Source organism: Exiguobacterium sp. K1, from assembly GCF_033721435.1.
Taxonomy (GTDB): Bacteria; Bacillota; Bacilli; order Exiguobacteriales; family Exiguobacteriaceae; genus Exiguobacterium_A; species Exiguobacterium_A artemiae.
On sequence record NZ_JAOTIT010000004.1, the window covers coordinates 1 to 23,038 of the forward strand.

The 23,038-nt window shown below is 46.9% G+C and carries 22 protein-coding genes; 14 read left to right on the forward strand and 8 right to left on the reverse strand.

Translation table 11 applies throughout. The annotated features are described in order from the left end of the window. Nucleotides 1-183: 183 nt before the first annotated feature. From N7U64_RS09765 to dnaA, 7 genes are all read right to left on the reverse strand, one after another. Nucleotides 184-1,230, reverse strand: coding sequence for an HD-GYP domain-containing protein (locus tag N7U64_RS09765; protein WP_318929668.1), 1,047 nt, complete (start codon nt 1,228-1,230; stop codon nt 184-186). Between the two features lie 92 nt (nt 1,231-1,322). Next, complete coding sequence (gene gyrA / locus N7U64_RS09770) at nt 1,323-3,983, reverse strand: DNA gyrase subunit A (RefSeq protein WP_318929669.1); 2,661 nt, start codon at nt 3,981-3,983, stop codon at nt 1,323-1,325. Nucleotides 3,984-4,010: 27 nt separating this feature from the next. Beyond that, nucleotides 4,011-5,924: a DNA topoisomerase (ATP-hydrolyzing) subunit B gene (gene gyrB / locus N7U64_RS09775; RefSeq protein WP_200868725.1), complete on the reverse strand. Its 1,914-nt coding sequence runs from the start codon at nt 5,922-5,924 to the stop codon at nt 4,011-4,013. A 10-nt stretch (nt 5,925-5,934) separates the two neighbouring features. Beyond that, nucleotides 5,935-7,089 (reverse strand): DNA replication/repair protein RecF, encoded by a 1,155-nt coding sequence (recF, locus tag N7U64_RS09780; RefSeq protein ID WP_318929670.1) that lies wholly within the window; start codon nt 7,087-7,089, stop codon nt 5,935-5,937. A gap of 1 nt (nt 7,090) precedes the next feature. Then, nucleotides 7,091-7,312: a S4 domain-containing protein YaaA gene (gene yaaA, locus N7U64_RS09785; RefSeq protein WP_012368917.1), complete on the reverse strand. Its 222-nt coding sequence runs from the start codon at nt 7,310-7,312 to the stop codon at nt 7,091-7,093. A 140-nt stretch (nt 7,313-7,452) separates the two neighbouring features. Further along, nucleotides 7,453-8,586: a DNA polymerase III subunit beta gene (dnaN, locus tag N7U64_RS09790; RefSeq protein ID WP_012368916.1), complete on the reverse strand. Its 1,134-nt coding sequence runs from the start codon at nt 8,584-8,586 to the stop codon at nt 7,453-7,455. Nucleotides 8,587-8,773: 187 nt separating this feature from the next. After that, complete coding sequence (gene dnaA, locus N7U64_RS09795; protein WP_318929671.1) at nt 8,774-10,168, reverse strand: chromosomal replication initiator protein DnaA; 1,395 nt, start codon at nt 10,166-10,168, stop codon at nt 8,774-8,776. 747 nt (nt 10,169-10,915) lie between these two features. On the opposite strand from dnaA, the gene rpmH reads away from it, so the two are divergent. The 8 genes from rpmH (at nt 10,916) to N7U64_RS09835 (ending at nt 18,410) form a co-directional block, all read left to right on the forward strand. After that, nucleotides 10,916-11,050: a 50S ribosomal protein L34 gene (gene rpmH, locus N7U64_RS09800; RefSeq protein WP_012371910.1), complete on the forward strand. Its 135-nt coding sequence runs from the start codon at nt 10,916-10,918 to the stop codon at nt 11,048-11,050. 167 nt (nt 11,051-11,217) lie between these two features. Then, entirely contained in the window at nt 11,218-11,568 is a 351-nt protein-coding gene (rnpA, locus tag N7U64_RS09805) for a ribonuclease P protein component (RefSeq protein ID WP_012371909.1), read from the forward strand. A gap of 102 nt (nt 11,569-11,670) precedes the next feature. Continuing rightward, on the forward strand, nt 11,671-12,525 hold the full coding sequence (gene yidC, locus N7U64_RS09810; RefSeq protein WP_012371908.1) for a membrane protein insertase YidC: 855 nt from the start codon (nt 11,671-11,673) through the stop codon (nt 12,523-12,525). 160 nt (nt 12,526-12,685) lie between these two features. Next, the gene (gene mnmE, locus N7U64_RS09815; protein WP_285801104.1) at nt 12,686-14,068 is read left to right on the forward strand and encodes a tRNA uridine-5-carboxymethylaminomethyl(34) synthesis GTPase MnmE; all 1,383 of its coding nucleotides are present in this window, start codon (nt 12,686-12,688) and stop codon (nt 14,066-14,068) included. A 42-nt stretch (nt 14,069-14,110) separates the two neighbouring features. Beyond that, complete coding sequence (gene mnmG, locus N7U64_RS09820; RefSeq protein WP_214766758.1) at nt 14,111-15,997, forward strand: tRNA uridine-5-carboxymethylaminomethyl(34) synthesis enzyme MnmG; 1,887 nt, start codon at nt 14,111-14,113, stop codon at nt 15,995-15,997. Nucleotides 15,998-16,002: 5 nt separating this feature from the next. Continuing rightward, a complete protein-coding gene (gene rsmG, locus N7U64_RS09825) occupies nt 16,003-16,719 on the forward strand; it encodes a 16S rRNA (guanine(527)-N(7))-methyltransferase RsmG (RefSeq protein ID WP_012371905.1) in 717 nt (238 codons plus the stop codon). Between the two features lie 27 nt (nt 16,720-16,746). Continuing rightward, nucleotides 16,747-17,604 carry a nucleoid occlusion protein gene (noc, locus tag N7U64_RS09830; RefSeq protein ID WP_413230436.1) on the forward strand — a complete coding sequence of 286 codons (858 nt, stop codon included), beginning with the start codon at nt 16,747-16,749 and terminating at the stop codon, nt 17,602-17,604. Nucleotides 17,605-17,645: 41 nt separating this feature from the next. After that, nucleotides 17,646-18,410, forward strand: a complete 765-nt coding sequence (locus tag N7U64_RS09835) for a ParB/RepB/Spo0J family partition protein (RefSeq protein ID WP_318929673.1) — start codon at nt 17,646-17,648, stop codon at nt 18,408-18,410. 84 nt (nt 18,411-18,494) lie between these two features. Here N7U64_RS09835 and yyaC read toward each other — a convergent pair whose 3' ends face one another. Beyond that, nucleotides 18,495-19,112, reverse strand: coding sequence for a spore protease YyaC (gene yyaC, locus N7U64_RS09840; RefSeq protein WP_041262072.1), 618 nt, complete (start codon nt 19,110-19,112; stop codon nt 18,495-18,497). Between the two features lie 184 nt (nt 19,113-19,296). Here yyaC and N7U64_RS09845 point away from each other — a divergent pair, with 184 nt between their 5' ends. From N7U64_RS09845 to rpsR, 6 genes are all read left to right on the forward strand, one after another. Continuing rightward, nucleotides 19,297-20,226 carry a mechanosensitive ion channel family protein gene (locus N7U64_RS09845; RefSeq protein WP_214766764.1) on the forward strand — a complete coding sequence of 310 codons (930 nt, stop codon included), beginning with the start codon at nt 19,297-19,299 and terminating at the stop codon, nt 20,224-20,226. Continuing rightward, nucleotides 20,198-20,386 carry a DUF951 domain-containing protein gene (locus tag N7U64_RS09850; protein WP_214766766.1) on the forward strand — a complete coding sequence of 63 codons (189 nt, stop codon included), beginning with the start codon at nt 20,198-20,200 and terminating at the stop codon, nt 20,384-20,386. Before N7U64_RS09845 ends, N7U64_RS09850 begins: the two co-directional genes overlap by 29 nt. Before the next feature lie 250 nt (nt 20,387-20,636). Further along, nucleotides 20,637-21,737, forward strand: coding sequence for a redox-regulated ATPase YchF (gene ychF / locus N7U64_RS09855; RefSeq protein WP_012371899.1), 1,101 nt, complete (start codon nt 20,637-20,639; stop codon nt 21,735-21,737). 123 nt (nt 21,738-21,860) lie between these two features. Then, the gene (rpsF, locus tag N7U64_RS09860) at nt 21,861-22,148 is read left to right on the forward strand and encodes a 30S ribosomal protein S6 (protein WP_012371898.1); all 288 of its coding nucleotides are present in this window, start codon (nt 21,861-21,863) and stop codon (nt 22,146-22,148) included. A gap of 23 nt (nt 22,149-22,171) precedes the next feature. Next, nucleotides 22,172-22,699 (forward strand): single-stranded DNA-binding protein, encoded by a 528-nt coding sequence (locus N7U64_RS09865; RefSeq protein ID WP_012371897.1) that lies wholly within the window; start codon nt 22,172-22,174, stop codon nt 22,697-22,699. Nucleotides 22,700-22,746: 47 nt separating this feature from the next. Continuing rightward, the gene (gene rpsR / locus N7U64_RS09870; RefSeq protein WP_012371896.1) at nt 22,747-22,977 is read left to right on the forward strand and encodes a 30S ribosomal protein S18; all 231 of its coding nucleotides are present in this window, start codon (nt 22,747-22,749) and stop codon (nt 22,975-22,977) included. The last annotated feature ends 61 nt before the right edge of the window (nt 22,978-23,038 follow it).

Consider the following 23,038-nt stretch of genomic DNA (forward strand, 5'->3'; position numbering starts at 1 on the left):
GAAAGAAGTTTTTTTCTTGTTTCCGGCAGTGCGCTCGTCCTCTTAAGGACAAAAAATAATATACCATGGGATTTATTATTGTACAAGTGTTTTTTATAAAAAAAAGAAAAACTCTTTTTTTCATCAAATTCATGACGAAAAAGAGAGCGTTTCTTCTATATATAATACACATGACATTGATCTTTAATCCATAAGCTGAATGATGTTCAGTTGCCGTTCCTCCATCAAGTCTTTCACAATACGCTGATTATGTTCTTCATACATAATCACCGGACGATCAAATACATTGTTTTTTCGAAGGACCGTTGCAATCTTTCCATTACTCATCAAGACGCGATCACCTGATTCGATCGGTAATAACAGCTGTCCAAGAAGCATGACATACTTCGAATCGTATTGCATAGGCCGCGCTTTTAAATGACAGTACGCATCATAGACCTTATAAGCATCACGGTACGGACGCCAACTGGTCATGGCTGCAAAGACGTCCGCTACGATGAACAGTCTCGTATGATCCATGATCTTATCCCCTTTGACTTTCAAAGGATATCCGGAACCGTCCAGCCGCTCATGATGTTGAACGATCAATCGTTTGACTGTATCGGAGATGATGTTCTCTTTTTGTAAGGCCTGGAATGCCATCGCGGGATGACGGTGAAAGATTTCTTGTTGCATGGCTTCATAACGTTTTGTGTGACGCCATTCCATGATTCGGGCTAATCCACAATCAGCAAAGTAGGAGGCCACCCATAAATCATGAATCATCTTGCGCTCTTTTCCGGCTGCTTCCGCAAGCAATTGAGCAATCGCCCCACGGTAAATCGCATGTCGTACGGTGTAAGCTTCTGTTCCTCGCTCCAGGAAGTAAGGTAGGATATCTTCCCGTCGCATCGTATCCGGCATGGATTCCTTCACCCATCGCAATGCATCATATACATTTGGAACTAATCCCTGCTCCCAGGAAGTGAACACCTGATTATAGGTTTCAATCAACGGATCAAATAGACTGTCCTCTGTCATCTCGTCTAGTTCTTGATCCGTCATCGAAGCTTCGTTCATACCTTCAGGCCTTTCCTCGATGTCCACCTCTTTGATCAAAAACCGTTTGATTCGTCTTAACTCATCTGCCCCGATTTTTTTTCCTGCCTCGACGATTGGAATATCTGTATGTAAAAACAAAGACTCGGTTATCCGGTCACCAAGAATAAGTCGCTCACTTGCCACACGCATCGTTGTCTCGTCCCTTTCCCTAAGTGATTTTTAGAAAAATAGCAGAGTAAAGACAAGTTGTCCCCACTCTGCTGTATGTCGTTCTGCTTCGTTTATTCTTCTGTCTGCTCAGATTCACTGTTCATCTCAGAAGTGGAAACCATCTGTTCTTCCGAACTCGTTTCGCCTTCTTCCAGTACAGTACCCTCTTCCTCGACAGCATCTTCTTTTTTCAGTTTCGCAACTGTCGCGACACGGTCACCTTCTTCGATTCGAATCACTTTGACCCCTTGTGCATTACGTCCGACACTTGAGATATTTTGTGAATCCGTTCGAATGACGATGCCGCTTTCCGTCATGATCATGATGTCATCATCGACATCCACAATCCGGAGTGCCACGATTTGTCCGACCCGGTCCGTCACTTTACTGGCAATCAATCCTTTACCACCACGTGATTGCGTCCGGAACTCTGTCATTGGCGTCCGTTTTCCGAAACCTTTTTCCGTAATGACGAGTACATCCTGTTCATCACGGGCAAGTTCCATTCCGATGACGATTGCGTCTGCCGATAAGTTCATCGCTTTGACACCGCGGGCACCACGACCCATCGAGCGCACGTTCGTAATCGGGAAGCGGATGGCTTTCCCGGTATTTGAGACAGTAAAGACTTCATCTTCTGTCGAAGCAAGACGGACAGATGTCAATTCATCATCTTCAAACAGACGAATCGCAATTAATCCATTTTTGTTGATTCGGGCATAAGCAGATAACGGTGAACGTTTAACACGACCTTTACGCGTCATGAAGATCAACGATTTCTGTTCATCCTGCATCACTTCTTCTGCATCAAGCGCTTCTTCCGGTTCTTCAAGACCATCCGGTGCATCTTCTGCAGTGACTTCGACATCAATGATGTTTTCAGTTACTTCCGCTGCCTCTTGTTCTTCGAGGTAACGTTTAAAGTTAACCGGAATCATCGTCTCGACCTTCTCATCACGTTCGATTTGAATCAAGTTGATGATCGGAACACCTTTTGACGTCCGGCTCATCTCCGGCACTTCATAGCCGCGAATCCGATAGACTTTTCCGCGGTTCGTAAAGAACAGAATCGTATCGTGCGTCGAACATGACAAGAGACGTGTCACATAATCCGCATCGTTTGTACCGATTCCTTGGACACCACGTCCGCCACGTCGTTGAGCACGGTACGAATCCGTCGTAAGACGTTTGATGTAGCCGCTGCTTGTCAACGTAATGATGATATCTTTTTCAGGAATCAAGTCTTCGTCCTCAAACTCGATGTGGTCCATCCGAATTTCGGTCCGGCGCTGGTCGTTGAAGCGTTCTTTCACCTCTTCAAGTTCTGTCCGGATCAATTCGAGCAGGACTTCATCACTTTCAAGGATTCGTTTGAGTTCTGTAATCAACGCCATGATTTCATCGTACTCGGCATCGATTTTCTCACGTTCGAGACCAGTCAGACGTTGCAGACGCATATCAAGAATCGCTTGTGATTGTTTCTCGGACAATTCAAACCGTTCCATCAACTGTTCCCGTGCAGCATCTGCTGTCCGGTTGGCACGGATGATCTTAATGACTTCATCGAGATGATCAAGCGCGATCCGAAGACCTGCAAGAAGATGTTCCCGTGCTTCTGCTTTCTCGAGATCAAACTGTGTCCGGCGACGAACGATTTCTTTTTGATGCTCGAGATAGTGGTACAACATTTCCTTCAGCGTCAGGGTACGCGGACGTCCACTGACGATGGCGAGCATGTTGACACCGAACGTCGTTTGCATCGATGTCTGTTTGTAGAGATTGTTCAGGATGACACTCGCATTTGCATCACGGCGGATCTCCATTACGATACGCATACCACGGCGATCCGACTCATCACGCAAATCGGTGATACCTTCGATTTTTTTCTCACGGACGAGATCGGCGATTTTTTCAACGAGACGGGCTTTGTTGACCTGGTACGGTAACTCTGTCACGATGATCCGTTCGCGATCTTTTTTCGTCTGTTCGATTTCGGCTTTCGCCCGGACGATGATTGATCCACGACCGGTTTCATAAGCACGGCGAATCCCACTGCGGCCTAAGATTTCACCGGCTGTCGGGAAATCAGGTCCTGGAATATGCTGCATCAGTTCAGGAATCGTGATATCCGGATTATGCGATAACGCAAGGACACCATCGATGACTTCACCGAGCTGGTGCGGTGGAATATTCGTTGCCATTCCGACCGCAATCCCGCTCGAACCGTTGACGAGCAAGTTCGGGAAGCGGGACGGTAACACTTCCGGTTCGCGTTCTGATCCATCGTAGTTATCTTTGAAATTGACGGTATTTTTATTGATATCGCGGATAATTTCCATCGCGATTTTTGACATACGGGCTTCCGTATATCGCATGGCTGCGGCGGAGTCACCGTCGACCGAACCGAAGTTTCCGTGACCGTCGACGAGCTCGTACCGGTAGCTGAAGTCCTGTGCCATACGAACCATCGTGTCGTAAACAGCAGAATCACCGTGCGGGTGATACTTACCGATAACTTCACCGACGATACGGGCAGACTTCTTATGCGGTTTATCCGCGCGGATCCCGAGGTCATTCATCGCATATAAAATACGACGATGACCCGGTTTTAAACCGTCACGGACATCCGGTAAAGCACGTGCGACGATAACGCTCATCGCATAATCCATGAAGGATGTACGCATTTCTTGACTGATGTTGATATCTTTAATGATTCCTTGTTGATCGGACATTCGTATGGCCACCCTCTCTATTCAACGTTAAATATCCAAGTTCTTCACATAGTGGGCGTGCGACTGGATAAAGTCACGACGTGGTTCTACCTGGTCTCCCATCAAAATGTCAAAGACCTCATCTGCTTCGATCGCGTCCTGTAATTCGACACGCAGCATTTGACGACCACTCGGATCCATCGTGGTTTCCCACAGTTGCTCCGGATCCATCTCACCGAGACCTTTATAACGCTGAATGTCGTATCGTGCATTTTCCGGAAGTGCTGCCAGTGCTTCGTTCAACTCACGCTCGTTGTGGACGTACGTGATGTTTTTCCCTTGCTTGATTCCGTAAAGCGGCGGCTGGGCAATATAGACGTAACCGTGCTCGACCAGTGGACGCATGTAACGGTAGAAGAATGTCAATAACAGTGTCCGGATGTGGGCACCATCGACGTCGGCATCGGTCATGATGATGACTTTATGATACCGGGCTTTCTCGATGTTGAATTCAGAACCGATACTCGTTCCGAGCGCCGTAATGATCGTCCGGATTTCGTTACTGCCAAGAATTTTATCAAGACGTGCTTTTTCGACGTTCAAAATCTTACCTCGAATCGGTAAGATGGCTTGGAAATGACGATCACGTCCAGATTTCGCTGAACCACCCGCCGAGTCACCCTCAACGATGTAGATTTCAGAAATCGTCGCATCACGTGATGAACAGTCGGCAAGTTTTCCTGGAAGTGAACTGACTTCAAGGACGCCTTTACGACGTGTTAATTCACGGGCACGTTTCGCAGCCATCCGGGCACGAGACGCCATCATTCCTTTTTCGACGATGGCACGGGCACTTGTCGGATTCTCCATCATGAACTGTTCAAACGCAGACGAGAACAACGTATCCGTTGCCGTCCGTGCATCCGAGTTGCCGAGTTTCGTTTTCGTCTGTCCTTCGAACTGTGGATTCGGGTGTTTGATCGAGACGATCGCTGTCATCCCTTCACGTACATCTTCACCGGACAACGTACCGTCGGCTTCTTTCATCAGCCCGAATTTTTTCGCGTAGTCATTGATGACACGTGTCAAAGCCGTCTTAAAACCGGTTTCGTGTGTTCCGCCCTCATGGGTCGGGATATTGTTCGTGAACGAATAGATGTTGGCTGCAAAACCATCGTTATATTGCAACGCGACTTCGACTTCAATCCCGTCACGGTTCCCGTGTACATAAACGGGTTCTTCATGGACGACTTCTTTCGAACGGTTTAAATGCTCGACGTAAGACTTAATTCCGCCTTCGTAATGGAAGCTGCGCGTAATCGGTTCATCCGCACGATCATCCGTAATTTCGATCGTCAGTCCCTTATTTAAAAATGCGAGCTCACGAAGACGTGTCGCCAGCAGATCATAATCGTATTCAAGAGTTTCCTGGAAGATTTCATCATCCGGGAAGAAACGGATCATCGTTCCGGTTTCTTCTGACGTGCCGATAATTTCTAAATCGGCAGCAGGTACACCGCGGTGATACGCTTGGTAATACAACTTTTCATTCCGTTTGACGAATACTTCAAGTTTCGTCGAGAGGGCGTTAACGACAGATGCTCCGACTCCGTGAAGTCCACCGGATACTTTGTATCCGCCGCCGCCGAATTTACCGCCGGCATGAAGTACGGTCAAGATGACCTCAACTGCTGGACGTCCCATTTTTTCCTGGATATCGACCGGGATTCCCCGTCCGTTATCTTCAACGAGAATCGAATTACCCGGTTCAATCGTCACTTTGATCGTATCGCAATACCCTGCAAGTGCTTCATCAATCGAGTTATCGACGATTTCCCATACTAAATGGTGAAGCCCCTTCGATGCAGTCGATCCGATATACATACCCGGACGTTTCCGAACGGCTTCTAAACCTTCAAGCACCTGAATCTGATCGGCACCGTACCCTTGTTCTAATTCCATATCTTCATGATTACTCATCGGTTTTCTCACCTACTATTTCTTTGTATGATGTCTCTTCCAAAATAACGGCCCCCTGTTTCACGTGGAACAACTTCGCCTGTTTGATCGTTTCATGTGCAATTCCATCGACACTCGTTGTCGTCAGAATGGTCTGCACCTTTTGTTGCATCGTATCGAGCAAATGGGTTTGACGATGATCATCGAGCTCGGATAAGACATCGTCTAGAAGTAGCAATGGATATTCTCCCACTTCTTCATGAATCAATTCAATCTCTGCTAACTTCAAAGAGAGTGCTGCCGTCCGTTGTTGTCCTTGTGAACCATAAGTCTGGACGTTCCGACCGTTGACTTCCATTTCGAAGTCGTCCCGATGCGGACCGAACAAGGTCACACCTCTTCGGATTTCGTTTGTCTTTATTTTACCAAACTTCTGCATGTAAGAAGCAGTCATTCCTTCGACATCGAGCAAATCATTGCTAAATGTATCCGAACGGTAAATAAGGACGAGTTGTTCCTGTCCACGACTGATTCCTTCATGAATCGGGCGTGCCCACTTTTCGAGCTGGGCAATGAAGTGATGACGGCGCTGAACGATTTTAACGGCAAGCGTAATCATCTGCTCCGTCAAGACATCGAGGAACGTCTCATCCCCGCCTTTGATGGATAACTGTTTCAGCAATGCATTCCGCTGTTTGAGAACTTTTAAATATTGACTGAGTTCATGTAGATAGACCGGACTGACCTGACCAATTTCCATATCCAAAAAGCGACGTCTGATTTGTGGACTGCCTTTGACGATGTGTAAATCTTCTGGTGCAAACAGCACGATATTCAACGCACCGACATAATCACTGAGCCGGCGCTGTTCGAGATGATTCAGCTTCGCTTTTTTACCGCGACTCGAAATCGCGATTTCCTGCGAGTGAGATCCTCTTTTTTTATGAATCCGTCCTTCGACACGAGCTGTCTCGGCATCCCACTGGATCAATTCTTTGTCATGCGTCGTCCGGTGGGACTTCGCAAGAGCCAGAACGTAAATGGCTTCAAGGAGGTTTGTCTTCCCTTGTGCATTCTCTCCAATCAGCACATTCGTCTTTTCGGAAAAAGATAATTCCAACGACTCATAGTTGCGGTAGTGACTGAGTCGGACCGAATCTAGTCGCACGTTAGTTTCCCTCGTTCTTAATGATGAACTGACCGTAATCTTCTACGTCAATCACATCTCCATCCCGTAATTTACGACCGCGTCGCTGATCGACTTCACCGTTGACAAGAATGGGTACCTCGGCGAGGAACGGTTTAGCTTGTCCACCGCTCGAGATGATATCAGAAAGTTTCAGGAACTGACCTAATGTGACATATTCTGTTGAAATCTTGATTTGATTCATGGTTTGACTCCTCCTACCTACATATTATAAATGACGTACTCTTTATTGTACTAAAAAACTTATGATTTGGCAAAATGAACGAACGTATATGCGGATTTCAAAAAAAGCCCAAGGAACATAAACGGTTCCTTGGGTATAAATTATGCTGTCCGGACTGGCAGGATCAGCTGTAAGACGTTGTCTTGGTCAACCGGGTGCAGGATGAACGGGCGGATCGAACCGGTGAACTGGATTTCGATATCCGTCGCATCGAGTGCCTTTAGCGCGTCCATCATGTATTTCGAGTTGAACGAGATTTTTAACTCTTCTCCTTCAAGCGATAAGATGCTGACTTGTTCCGACACTTTACCGACTTCCGGTGAGTGTGAAGAAATTTCGACTGCCGTCGTTCCTTCTGCTGCAAACTTGATGACGTTATTACGGTCTTCACGTGCAAGCAGTGACGCACGGTCGATTGCTTGAAGTAATTCCTTCGCATTCATGCGGACTGCCGTGCGGTACTCTTCCGGAATCAAACGCGATGTGTCCGGGTAGTTGCCGTCAAGCAGACGCGAGAAGAATAAGACATGTTTCATCTTAAACAGGATCTGTTGATTCGTAATCGTGATGTCGACGTGACCATCACTAAGTAATTTGGATAATTCGTTTAAGCTTTTTCCTGGGACGATGACGTTTTGGAACGAAATCTCGTTATCCGTTTCAAACTGTGCCCGTCGTAAGGCCAGTCGGTGACTGTCCGTCGAAACGCATGTCAGGATGTCTTTATCCGCCGAGAAGTTAACACCCGTCAATACAGGACGTGTTTCCTGTACAGCAACGGCAAAACTCGTTTGACGGATCATTGACCGTAACAGATCAGCCGGTAAACGGAACTGCTGTCCGCCGTCGACTTGCGGTAAGCGTGGGAATTCATCCGGATCAAGTCCATTCAGGTGGAACTCTGCCGTACCCGATTGGATCCGTGTCATGAAGTTTGGTGATACTTCAAGAATGACTTCATCTGTGGGTAATTTTTTCACGATATCGCCGAAGAAGCGGGCGTTTAAGACCACACTGCCTGCACGATGGACTGTCACGTAGGATGTTCCGTTCTCTTCCGCGTAGATCGTCCGTTCAATCGAGATTTCCGTATCGCTTCCTGTCAGCGTCATACCGTCACCATGGGCTTCGAGTTTGATTCCCGTTAAGATCGGAATCGTTGTCCGGGATGAAACAGCTTTTGCTACATCTTGAATTGCTTGGATTAAAGTATCCCGTTGAATTGTAATATGCATATTGTCGTTAAGCTCCTCTCAAAATGGGCGTTACATCATCATAACATAATAATATATTTTTTTAATAATAGTATTAGGGGCTGTGGATAGTGTGGATAAGTCGGTGGATAACTTGGTATAGAGCCAAAACGCGTGTGGATAACTTGTGGATAACTAGGCTGTTTTATCCACAGCTTATCCACAGGTTTTACGAATGTTTCAATTCATGCTTGATTTGTTCGATGACTTTTCCCGTTTCTCCATCCGATTTGACGAGCGTACTGATTTTTTCATGTGCATGAATGACGGTCGTGTGATCACGTCCCCCAAACTCCTCACCAATCTTCGGTAACGAGCTTTCTGTCATCTCCCGCGACAGATACATGGCAATTTGACGGGGAAAAGCAATTGACTTCGTCCGTTTTTTAGCTTTTAAATCGTCAAACGGCAGATTAAAGTGTTTACTGACCGATTCCTGGATATCCCGAATCGTGACTTTCCGCGGTTCACTTGCAGGCATGATATTATGCAGGGCTTCAGCTGCGACATTCGGATCAATCGTCCGTCCAACCAGGTTAGCGTAAGCAATGACGCGGGTTAACGCGCCTTCAAGTTCCCGGATGTTCGTATCAATCTGGCTTGCAATATAAAGCATGACTTCATTGGAAACGTCCAGTTGTTCGGCATTCGCTTTTTTCCGAAGAATCGCAATCCGGGTTTCGAGATCCGGTGGCGTGATGTCTGTAATCAAGCCCCACTCGAAACGGGAACGCAAGCGATCTTCAAGCGTCGGAATTTCTTTTGGTGGACGGTCGCTTGAGATGATGATTTGTTTCTGATCGTTATGCAAGGCATTAAATGTGTGGAAAAACTCTTCCTGCGTTTGTTCTTTTCCGGCGAGGAACTGAATATCATCTATTAATAGTACATCGATGTTCCGGTATTTATTGCGGAATTGAACTGTTTTGTTATCCCGAATCGAATTGATGAAGTCGTTCGTGAACTGTTCAGAGGAAACGTACGCGATTTTTGTTCCCAGTTTTTGTTCCTGGACATATTGACCAATCGCATGCATCAAGTGTGTTTTGCCGAGACCGACGCCGCCGTAGATGAAAAGCGGATTGTAGGCTTTGGCGGGTGCCTCTGCTACTGCTAAAGAAGCGGCATGAGCAAAACGATTCCCCGATCCGATGACAAACGTATCGAATGTATACTTTTCGTTTAACTGTCCGAGTTCGCTCATCACCAGCTCATCGGACGATTTAGTCGTCTTTTGCGCTTTTGTCTTCGCAGGAGCAACTTCCATCACTTCTACTTCCTCATTTTGACGATCGAGCATATGTTTTGCTTGACCTTCCTCAATGAACTGAATATCCAGCCGGCTTCCCGTGACTTCTTCGACGGTATCTTCTAATAGAGATAAGTACTGACGTTCCAACCACGTGACAGTAAATGCTGCGGGCGCCGAGACGATCAAGGTCGTGCCGTTGAGCGTGACACCCTCAGTCGACTTCAGCCACATGTCGTAACTCGCTTTTGGGGTACGTTGTTCTTCCTCGATTACAGATAATACATTGTGCCAAAGTTCGGCAGCGTTTTTCATAAATACCCCCCTTTTTCTATCATGATATAAAAAACTATACACAGGTTTATGCACAGGACAAATTTAATGAAGGAACACGACTTATCCCCAGAACATAAAAACTGTGGATAACGTTATCCACAGGGGTTGAATTCTGTGTATAAAGTTATCCACAGGTTGTGTATAACTTGAAGAATCAATTTGTCTTGCGTTCTTGTTATGCACAATTAGTGTATCAAATGAAATGAGGTCTGGCAATGGTTAGAACGATTTATCCACAAGTAAATCCACATATGCACAGGCAGTTACCCACAGGCTGTGGACAGTGTGGATAAACTGTGGATAAGATGTGTATAACTTTGCGAAAGAGGAAGCGTTCAAAAATAGTTATGCACAAAATGAAAAAAAGTAGCGTCAAAAATTATAAAAACAAACCTTGACGTTAATTTTAAAAAATACTATTGTAGACAAAGTGATGAGTTATCCACGGAAAGTGTGGATAGTGTGGATAAGTCTGTGGATAGTTTGAAAAAGGGATTGTTTGATTCGTTTTCCATTCCATCCGATCGATCAATCGTATCGTATGATATGAAACCGACTGGGGAATCCTATTTTCACGAATTCCGTTATGTGTTACTGAAAATGCTTGTGATAATTCTTATGAACTTTCATTGACAAGGTCACTTTTGCTTTATATAATGTACAAGACTGCCTTAAAGTAGAAAACGATGATTTTTATAGAGTAATTTTTAAAGGAGGTGCAGACTAATGAAACCAACTTTCAACCCAAACAACCGTAAGCGCAAAAAAGTTCACGGATTCCGTGCGCGCATGGCAACGAAGAGTGGCCGCCGGATCTTGGCTGCTCGCCGTCTTAAAGGCCGCAAAGCCTTGACTGTATAATCGAGCAATGAGGAGATCACTTCTGGCGCTGCCTGAGGTGATCTTTTTTTTGTAGTTTTGAAGGATGTTCGTGCTTTTGTCACAAGACCACTCTCGCAGAGCAGGTTTATTCTATGATATGATGAAAGACGACGAATTTCGTGATGACAGGATGGAGTGTGATCAAGGTGAAGAAGGAATACCGCGTCAAGAAAGACAAAGAGTTCCAAGCGGTGTTTACTCGAGGAGCCTCTGTCGCAAATCGACAATTTGTCGTATATGCACTAAAGAAAGAGCAGCAAACTCACTTTCGGATTGGTTTATCGGTGAGTAAGAAAATCGGGAATGCCGTGGTTCGCAACCAAGTCAAACGTTATGTCCGTGAAGCGTGTCAGCTTCATGAAGCCTCGCTTGCCCCGAATTATGATTTTGTGATCATCGCACGCAATCCGGCTGCGAAGATGACTGCTCAAGAAGTTGCTGACAGTTTACGCCATGTCTTTAAACGATCCGGTGTCTGGAAGCGACAGGTAAAATAAACGTGTAGTATATCCTGTTGATTTGTAGCGGCCACTCGCCTGCTTCTATATATAGATAGAACTTCGAGGACCGACCACGTGTAAACATTACTAGGAGGAATTATGAACAAAAGAACTAAGATTTGGCTGACTCTCGGATTGATGTCCGTACTCGCGGTCGTTCTATCCGGTTGTACACCTGGAACATATGGAACAGGTGAACCGATTACTGGTGACACAGAAGGTTTCTGGAAACATTATTTTGTTTGGCCGATGGCTTGGCTCATTCGTGAGATCTCGCATTTCTTTAATGGAGATTACGGAATCGGAATCATCGTTACGACGTTGCTTGTTCGTCTCGTCATCCTGCCGTTGATGATCAAACAGACGAAGAGCATGGGTGGAATGCAGGTCATTCAACCGGAAATGGTCAAGTTACGTGAAAAATACAGTTCGAAGGATCAGGAAACACAGCAAAAACTGCAACAGGAAATGATGAAGCTGTACCAAGAGCACAATGTCAATCCGCTTGCCGGCTGTTTACCGATCTTGATTCAAATGCCGATTTTGATTGCCTTCTATAACGCAATCATTTATACACCGGCGATTTTCCAACATACGTTCCTCTGGTTCGATCTTGGAAAACCGGATCCGTACTTCATCTTACCGATCCTGTCTGCTATCTTTACGTATCTGCAGCAGAAACTCTCGATGGCGGGACAAGATGACAATCCACAGATGAAAATCATGTTATACGTCTTCCCGATCATGATCTTCGTCATGGGTGTGACGTTACCATCTGCCCTGTCACTGTACTGGGTCGTCGGTTACATCTTCTCGATCATCGTGACGATTGCCATCATGAAGCCAATGCGTGAGAAAATCAAAGCGCAGACGGAAGCAACGATTGCTTCAAAACGTGAACAAGAAGCAGCAAACGCAACTCCTGCTCCGAAAAAACCGAAAAAGAAGCGTTAACAATAAGTGAGAGCGATACTCCGTTTTACAGAGTGTCGCTCTTTTTCTTTTGCGCTATTTCGTGTATAGTTGTCACGTTATACCCATTTATATATTCCTGAACATTCACTATAGAAAAGATTGTAAGAAAAGATTGCAGAAAACGAGGTGTGAACAACTGATGATGGAATTTGATACGATAGCCGCCATTTCGACGCCGATGGGTGAAGGCGCAATCGCAATTGTCCGTTTATCCGGTCCAAAAGCAGTCGAAACGGCCGATCGCGTCTACCGCGGCGCCAACCGGTTGACTGACGTCCCGACACATACGATTCATTACGGCAAGTTGGTTGAACAGACGACAGAACAAGTCGTCGATGAAGTCATGGTCAGTGTCATGCGGGCACCAAAAACGTTTACGCGGGAAGATGTCGTCGAACTGAATTGTCACGGCGGAATCGTTGCCGTCAATCGCGTGCTCGAACTGATTCTCGAACAGCCGGACGTTCGTCTCGCAGAACCGGGTGAATTTACGAAACGGGCCTTTTTGAACGGGCGGATTGACTTGTCCCAGGCAGAAGCCGTCATGGATTTGATTCGTGCGAAAACAGACCGGGCGATGACGGTTGCCGTCGGTCAAATCGAAGGACGGTTATCAAAACTGGTCCAGGATTTACGGGAACAATTGTTGCAGACGATTGCTTCGATTGAAGTCAACATCGACTATCCGGAATACGATGCAGAAGAAATGACGCAACAAATCGTTCAGAAAGATGCAGGCGAAGTCCGCCGGATTCTAACGGAACTTCTGGCGACGGCACGACAAGGGAAAATCCTCCGGGAAGGCTTGTCGACTGCCATTATCGGACGTCCGAACGTCGGAAAATCGTCTTTGCTCAACACATTGGTGCAAGAAGCAAAAGCAATCGTCACGGATATCGCCGGGACGACGCGGGATACGATCGAAGAATACGTCAATGTCCGCGGTGTGCCGCTGAAATTGATTGATACGGCCGGCATCCGGGAGACGGAAGATATCGTTGAACGGATGGGTGTTGAGAAATCGCGGCAAGCCTTAAACTCCGCCGATTTGATTTTACTCGTCTTAAACGGAAATGATGCATTGACGGAAGAAGACGTCCTGTTATTTGAAGCGATCCGGGGCATGAATGCAATCATCATCGTCAATAAAAGTGACTTAACACAAGCAATCGATCTGACGCGTGTCAATGAGCTTGCGGACGGACGTCCCGTCGTGACAACCTCCCTGCTCGAAGAAGCGGGCGTCACGGATCTTGAAGCTGCGATTGCATCCCTCTTCTTTGAACAAGGGGTTGAAGGACAGGACATGACATACGTCTCGAATGCCCGTCATATTCAATTGATCAAACAGGCAAGTCAAATGATTGAAGATGCACTCGGAGCGGCGGAAGCGTCAATGCCGATCGATATGGTCCAAATCGATTTACGCCGGGCGTGGGATACACTCGGTGAAATCAACGGGGACACAGCGCAGGACAGTTTACTCGATAAATTATTCTCACAATTTTGTTTAGGGAAATAAACGTTGTCAGGTTGTTGATTTTTAAAAGGAGGAACCACAGTTATGGCTTATCAAGCAGGCGAATTCGATGTTATCGTCATCGGAGCCGGTCATGCAGGGATTGAAGCATCTCTTGCAGCCGCCCGTATGGGTTCAAAAACCGTCATGTTGACGATGAATCCGGACATGGTCGGATTCATGTATTGTAATCCGTCCATCGGCGGACCGGCAAAAGGAATCGTCGTCCGCGAAATCGATGCCCTTGGCGGAGAAATGGCACGGGCGATTGACGCGACGTATATTCAAATGAAAATGCTCAACACATCAAAAGGTCCAGCAGTTCGTGCACTTCGGGCACAGGCGGATAAATTTGAATACCAAAACCGGATGAAAAAAGCACTTGAAGATGAACCGAATCTGTTGTTACGTCAAGCACTCGTCGAGCGGTTAATCATCGAAGACGATACATGTGTCGGCGTCGTCACGAATACAGGAGCCGAGTACCGGGCAAAAGCGGTCATCATCACGACCGGAACTTTCATGCGCGGGAAAATCATCATCGGTGAATTGTCGTATGAGAGCGGTCCGAATAACCAGATGCCGTCAGTCAACTTGTCTAAACACCTGGAAGAACTCGGTTTCGAGCTCGCCCGTTTCAAAACCGGTACACCACCCCGGATCGACGGGAAAACGATTGATTATTCAAAAACGGAAATTCAACCGGGTGATGCTGTCGCATTGCCGTTCAGTCATGAAACAACACAGATGATTACGGAACAGATTCCGTGCTGGTTGACGTATACGACTGAATATACGCACCAATTGATCGACGCGAATCTCCATCGCTCCCCGATGTTCTCCGGAATGATTAAAGGAACGGGTCCCCGTTATTGCCCGTCGATCGAAGATAAGGTCGTCCGCTTCAGTGATAAACCGCGTCACCAGATTTTCCTTGAGCCGGAAGGCCGCGACACGGAAGAAGTCTACGTCCAAGGACTGTCAACAAGTCTGCCGGAAGACGTTCAACACGATATTTTACGGTCGATTCCAGGACTTGAAAAATCAGAAATGATGCGTCCCGGTTATGCGATTGAATACGATGCCGTCGTTCCGACACAGCTCTGGCCGACATTGGAAACAAAACGGATCGCCGGACTGTTTACAGCCGGACAAATCAACGGTACAAGCGGCTACGAAGAAGCAGCCGGACAAGGCATCATGGCCGGAATCAACGCGGCCCTGAAAGTCCAGGAACGAGATCCGCTCATTCTGTCCCGTTCACAAGGGTATATCGGTGTCATGATCGATGATCTCGTCACAAAAGGAACAAACGAACCGTACCGTTTGTTGACGTCACGTGCCGAATACCGGTTATTGTTGCGTCATGACAATGCCGATTTGCGTTTATCGGATATCGGATACGATCTCGGATTGATCAACGAGACACGCCATGCGAAACTGGCTGAGAAAAAAGAAGACATCCAACGGGAAATGAAACGACTCGAAAAAGTCGTCATTAAAGCAACGAGTGAAGTCAACGAGCGCTTGACAGAAATCGGTGTTTCGCCGTTGAAAGAGGCACTACATGCTATCACGTTACTGAAACGTCCGGAAATCACCTATGCGATGATTGCCGACATGACACCGCCGCCGGTCGCTTTGTCTGCGGAAGCAGCGGAGCAGGTCGAAATCCAGGTCAAATATGCCGGTTACATCGACAAACAGCTTGATCAAGTCGAACGGATGATGCGAATGGAGAAAAAACGGATTCCGGAACGTCTCGATTACGATGTCATCAGTGGTCTCGCAATTGAAGCCAAACAAAAACTAAACCAAGTGCGTCCGCTTTCGATCGGACAAGCATCACGGATTTCAGGGGTCAATCCATCTGATATCTCGATTTTGCTTGTTTATATCGAGCAAGGCCAATACGCATTGACTGCGGAGTGAAGAGAATGAACCAACAGCAATTCGTAACCGCATTAGCGGAGCAAGGATTAGAAGTATCGGACCATCAATTGCAACAGTTCCGGAAGTATTATGAACTGCTTGTCGAATGGAACGAAAAAATGAACTTGACGGCCATCACGGATGAGGAAGGTGTTTACCTGAAACACTTTTATGATTCAATCACGGCAGCATTCTATTTTGATTTTACAAAAGTCGAAACTGTTTGTGATGTCGGTGCCGGCGCCGGTTTCCCGAGTCTGCCGATCAAAATCATGTTCCCGCATCTGAAAGTGACGATTATTGACTCACTCAACAAACGAATCGGGTTCCTGAACATGCTCGCAACAGAGCTTGGACTCGAAGGTGTCGCTTTCCACCACGGACGTGCCGAAGAATTCGGGAAAAATAAACAGTTCCGGGAACATTTTGATGTCGTGACGGCGCGTGCCGTTGCCCGGATGTCCGTTCTTGCGGAATACTGTTTACCGCTTGCCCGAGTCGGCGGCCAATTCGTCGCGTTAAAAGCAGCGAAGCTCGGTGAAGAACTCGAAGAAGGCGCGACAGCCTTGAAGGTGTTAGGTGGAAATTTGCGGGAAAGTTTCCAATTCCAATTGCCAGGTGAAGAAAGTGAGCGTAATATCGTAATTGTCGATAAAAAACGATTAACACCCGGGAAATATCCGCGTAAAGCGGGGACACCGGCAAAAGATCCACTGGGTTAAACACCGTTTCACGTGAAACGATGACTGATGAAGGCGAGGTACACCAACGTGAAGAATGCAATTGCCAAACTGCTCGGTAAGGGAGGACAACCCGTTTCCCTAGAGCTAGATCCACAAGATACTGTCCGTGAGTTGAAGTTAACGGAACTGGTCGCCAACCGGTTCCAGCCGCGGACCGTCTTTGACGGGGAACGGATTACCGAACTAGCGACCACGATTGAAGAACATGGTTTACTGCAACCGATTGTCGTCCGAAAACAAGGCGAAGGATATGAAATCATCGCCGGCGAACGCCGTTTTCGGGCAGTTCAATCGCTCGGATGGGAGACAATTCCCGCTATCATTAAAGAGATGACAGACGAGACGACGGCTGCCCTCGCACTCATCGAAAATCTACAACGTGAAGAACTGACACCAATCGAAGAAGCGGAAGCGTACGCGCGGTTGCTTGCAATGCAGGAAATCACACAGGAAGTGCTGGCACGCAGACTCGGACGGAGCCAGTCAACGATTGCGAACAAGCTTCGTTTGCTGCGGTTACCGGAAACGGTCCGGGAAGCCTTGAAACAACGGAAAATCACGGAACGCCATGCCCGGGCCCTCCTGCCGTTAAAAGCAGCTGACTTACAGCTTCAGGTTTTGGTTGAAATCATCGAACGCGAATGGAATGTCAAAGAGACGGAACAACGTGTCGAACGGTTATTGACCCCAAAAGTTCCGAAAAAGCGTCATAAAAGTTTTGCCCGGGATACACGGATCGCTTTAAATACGCTCCGTGATTCTGTCGATATGATTGAACGGACCGGTTTGACGGTCGAAAAAGAAGAAGTTGATTGTGAAGAATATGTCGAGGTGCGGATCCGCATCGTGAAGGCACGTCCGTAAACTAGCGGTCGTGCCTTCCGCTACGTTTAGGAGAGATACGTATGAAGGAAATACCAATTGGAGCCATCCGGCCGAACCCGGGACAGCCACGAAAACAGTTCCATGAGAAGGCACTGGCTGAACTGGCCGACTCTTTAACGCGGCACGGAATGATTCAACCGATTGTCGTCCGCCCGTGCGAAGGATTTTATGAAATCATTGCCGGTGAACGGCGTTATCAGGCAGCGAAACAAGCCGGATTCAGCCGTGTCCCGGTCTTGATTATTGAAGCGAACGAAACCCGTGTCATGGAACTGGCACTGATTGAAAACATTCAGCGTGCGGATTTGAGTGCAATTGAAGAAGCCATGGCCTATGCCGAGATGTTAGAGGAATTTAACATCACCCAGGCAGAGCTTGCGAACCGGGTCGGAAAAAGCCGTTCCCACATTACGAACAGTCTCCGTTTATTACAGTTACCGGTTGAGGTCCAACAAGCCGTCATGGAAGAACGGTTATCGATGGGTCATGCGCGAGCCTTGTTGGCGTTAAAAAATCCATTGAAAATCGAACGGATGGCGGAACGAGTCATGCGTGAAAATTGGAATGTCCGCCGTCTCGAACAAGAGTTACGGGAAAAAAAACAAGTCCGTCCGGCCGTCAAACAGTCAACGGAGCTGGATTTCATCGAAGAAACGTTACGGGAACGGATCGGAGCGACTGTCCGCATCAAAACCACAAAACAAGCCGGGAAACTCGAAATTGATTTTATGGACGAAGCCGATTTGAATCGAATTCTCGAACTGCTTTTACCGGAAGACGAGTAACAGTAAAGGATCCATTCCAGTGTCAGACTTGGAATGGATCCTTTTTTGACAGGTACAGGATAAAAGAAAGGAGAAACGCTACCGTTAAATCGAGCGTGGTGTGAAGGAGATGGTTGTCCGTGTCGTTTCAGCCGCAAGCTTCGTATCGAGCAAGGCAAAACTGTCGGCAACGAGTTCCGCCAACTCATAAACGAGGTGGAGACGTGTATTTTGAAGAATCATCATTTCCATGAAGCCGCTGACGTTCACGACCGCTTTAATATTAAAGTCACCGACAGCCGGTAATTCTTTTTGGACACCGGCACCAGGAGCAAGCGGACCTTCGGAGAAGAAGACATGACCGACACTGGACAGACGGCCGAGACAGGCGTCAATGGCGATGACAAGCGGACGGTAATGTGTCGTTTGAATCGAATGAATCGTTTCCGCTAGATTCAAGGCATGAACTGGTTTGGCTAATGTCCCGTAGACATGCATGTTCGAAGGACGGTTTTTTTCTAAAAAGGTCCCGACAAGCGGTCCAAGTGAGTCGCCGGTCGACCGGTCGGAACCGATACAGACAAGAACGACAGGACGATTTTCTTTCATGGCACTGACTTGTTCATGCAACTGTTCAGCCAGCCGTTCCTTGGCGAATGGTTCCGTATATTCTAAAAAGAAAGAATAGGGCTTTTTTTCGTGAGAATGAAAACGGAAATTCATCTGGATCATCCTTTCTTCTCCTGGTGTCAGCATCCTGGTGTCATGGTGAGAGTGAAGGCATTCTGTAATGATTTTCCTTTCCCGGTTTTTGTGAAAATCTAACGTCGAAATTGGTTCTTTGGTTGAAAGTCATTTAAAATCACGTATACTGTCGTAATAGAGAGAAGTCGAAAGGATGGAGAGAATGGCTACCAATAAAGACGTACAGGATTCAGTCGCTCAAGTGGATCGGATTTTTGCACAAGTCATGGACGCAGACATGTGGATCCGCTTTGGGCTCAAGCTATTAATCGCCCTGATTATCATCGCCGGTTTTTATATACTGATGCGTATTTTAACAGGCGCGGTTTCACGACTATTTACGATTCGAAAGATTAATGAACACGATTCCCTGGCGCAACGCCAAAATGAAACGTTGCTGAAATTACTTCAAAATGCGATCCGTTACGTTCTTGGTATCGTCATGCTTCTGACGGTCCTCAGTCAGTTCGGGATCAACATCACGGGATTGGTCGCCAGTGCCGGTATCGCTGGTCTTGCCATCTCGTTTGGGGCAAAGAACCTGGTTCAGGATATCATTACCGGGGCCTTCATCATCTTTGAGCGTCAGTTCAAAGTCGGTGACTTCGTCCGTGTTGGTTTGATTGAGGGTGTCGTCACGGAACTCGGAATCCGGACGACGAAGTTAAAAGGATTGAATGGAGAAATCCATATCATTCCGAACGGACAAATCCTGCAGGTGACGAACTTCTCCGTCGACAACAGTTTTGCGTTGGTCGATGTGCAAGTTTCGTACGAAGAAGATTTGGAACGGGTCGAACAGGTCTTGCATCAAATCGCGAATGCGACGACTGAAAAATATACAGATATGTTTATCGAGCCGATTCAAATGCTTGGCGTTCAGACACTTGGACCTTCGGAAGTCGTCTATCGTCTGATGGCGGAAGTGCCGCCGATGCAACATTTCCAGGCCGGACGATTGATCCGGAAAGAACTCAAGCAAGGACTCGAACTGGAAGGAATTAAGATTCCGTATCCACGGATGGTCATGATGAATACAGAACAAGGGAATGGTGGTCAAGCCGATGGTGCCAAAAACGTACAATCTTCATGATTATGTCGAAATGAAAAAACAACATCCTTGCGGAACGAACCGTTGGCAAATTATCCGTGTCGGGATGGATATCCGGATTAAATGTCAAGGATGTGGCGCCAGTATCCTGATGCCGCGCCGTGACTTCGATAAGCGTTTGAAAAAAGTTTTACCTGAGTGAATATAGACAAATCCCTGGCGACCGTTACCGGTTGCCGGGGATTTTTTACTAAAAATAAAACGATTGCGTTGAATTACGGCCAAACCTGCGTGAAACAATCTTGTCTGTAAAAAAAGAAGACGCATCTCCTTGCTTAAAAAAATTGAACTATCTATAATTGTGAAAGATGTGCTGACGTGGTGTAATCATTCTACCCACTGCGGCCGCTAGCACGGATTTCCTAGGAAATACCGAAAAGGAGGAATTCCAAGTGGGATTAACAGCCGGAATCGTTGGCTTACCAAACGTAGGAAAATCAACACTTTTTAACGCAATTACACAAGCAGGTGTCGAGGCGGCGAACTATCCGTTCGCAACGATCGACCCGAACGTCGGTGTCGTCGAGGTGCCGGACGCGCGTCTTCGTAAATTGACGGAACTCGTCAATCCGAAGAAAACAATCCCGACGGCATTCGAATTCACGGATATCGCCGGAATCGTCAAAGGCGCTTCAAAAGGAGAAGGGCTCGGAAATAAATTCTTGGCCAACATCCGTGAAGTGGATGCGATTTGTCAGGTCGTCCGTTGTTTCATCGATGAGAACATCACACACGTTTCAGGAAAAGTCTCACCGATCGATGATATCGAAACAATCAACCTTGAATTGATTCTTGCGGATCTCGAATTGGTTGAAAAACGAATCCAACGTGTTCAAAAACAAGTCAAGTCACGCGATAAAAATGCAGCGGGTGAACTCGAAGCACTTGAAATCGTTTTGGCATTACTGGAAGACGAAAAGCCGGCACGTCTTGCCGAGTTAACGGAAGATCAGGCAGCAATCGTCAAGCATTTCCAATTGTTGACGATGAAACCGATGCTGTATGTCGCAAACGTCGGCGAAGATGAAGTCGCAGACGCAGACAGTAACGAAAACGTCCGTCTCGTTCGTGAATTCGCAGCAAAAGAAGGCGCGGAAGTCATCATCATCTGTGCCCGGATTGAAGAAGAGATTGCTGAACTCGAGCCGGAAGAACGCCAAGAGTTCCTCGTTGACCTCGGAATCGAAGAATCGGGTCTTGATCAGTTGATCCACGCAGCATACAACACGCTTGGTCTTGCGACGTACTTCACAGCGGGTGAAAAAGAAGTCCGTGCCTGGACGTTCAAAAAAGGTATGAAAGCGCCGCAATGTGCCGGTGTCATTCATTCGGACTTCGAACGCGGATTCATCCGGGCGGAAGTTGTCGCTTACGAGGATTTGGCAGCAGCCGGAAACATGGCAACTGTTAAAGAACAAGGGCGCTACCGTTCTGAAGGAAAAGAATATGTCTTCCAAGACGGCGATGTCGTCACATTCCGCTTCAACGTTTAAGCGAAGCGAACGAATGGTTATTGCATAAACCAAAATACTTTGATAGTATTAACAAATGTGAGTAATGAATTATTGCTCCTTGCTCGATGAATCGAGCCGCCAGTCCAAGAGGAGGTGACAGATATGCGTAAATACGAAGTACTTTACATCATCCGTCCGGAAGTTGATGAGGAAGCACGAAAAGCTCTAGTTGAGCGTTTCAACAAAGTCCTCACTGACAACGGTGGTACAGTTGAAAAAACAACTGAAATGGGTAAACGTCGTTTTGCTTACGAAATCAATGATATGCGTGAAGGTTTCTACGTTCTTCTTAACGTGACTGCTGAACCAGCAGCTACTAAAGAACTTGACCGTCTCATGAAGATCAGTGACGATATCGTTCGCTTAATGATCACAAAAGACGAGAAATAAGCTGAAACAGGAGAGTGATTCTGATGATTAACCGCGTCGTTTTAGTCGGTCGGTTAACTCGTGACCCTGAAATGCGTTATACGCAGAGCGGGATTGCGGTAACGCGATTCACACTCGCTTGTGACCGTCCGTTTACAGGACAAGATGGGAAGCGAGAAGCTGACTTCATCGATTGCGTCGTATGGCGCAAGCAAGCAGAGAACGTTGCTCAGTATTTGAAAAAAGGGAGCCTTGCAGGAGTTGAGGGTCGCCTTCAGATTAGTAGCTATGACGATAAAGATGGTCAACGTCGTTATCGTGCAGAAGTCGTCGCGGATAGTGTTCGATTCCTTGAATCACGCAATGCAAGCCGTTCTTCCGATAGTGATAGCTACTCTTCGAATTCAAATACAGGTGGAAACGGAAATGCTGCAGGATGGGGTTCACAGCAACAGCAGAACAACTCTTCCTCGCCAGCACCCGCTTCATCTTCATCGAATTCGGGCTTCGGCGCTGATCCGTTCAGCGGCGGCAGTTCGATCGATCTTTCAGACGACGATCTTCCATTCTAATGGAAACGTCGGACTGAAAAATTTACTCTAAAAAGGAGGTTAATCACATGGCACGTCGTCCAGGTGGAAAACGTCGTCGTAAAGTATGTTACTTCACGTCGAACCACATCACTCATATCGATTATAAAGACGTAGAACTTCTCAAACGTTTCATTTCGGAACGCGGTAAGATTCTTCCACGTCGTGTGACTGGTACTTCAGCGAAATACCAACGTCCACTTACAATCGCAATCAAACGTTCACGTCAAATGGCTTTAATTCCATACGTAGCTGACTGATTACGGTCCAGCGCTTTTCCTTTTCGAAGGAAAGGCGCTTTTTTTCGCTTCGCTTTCAACC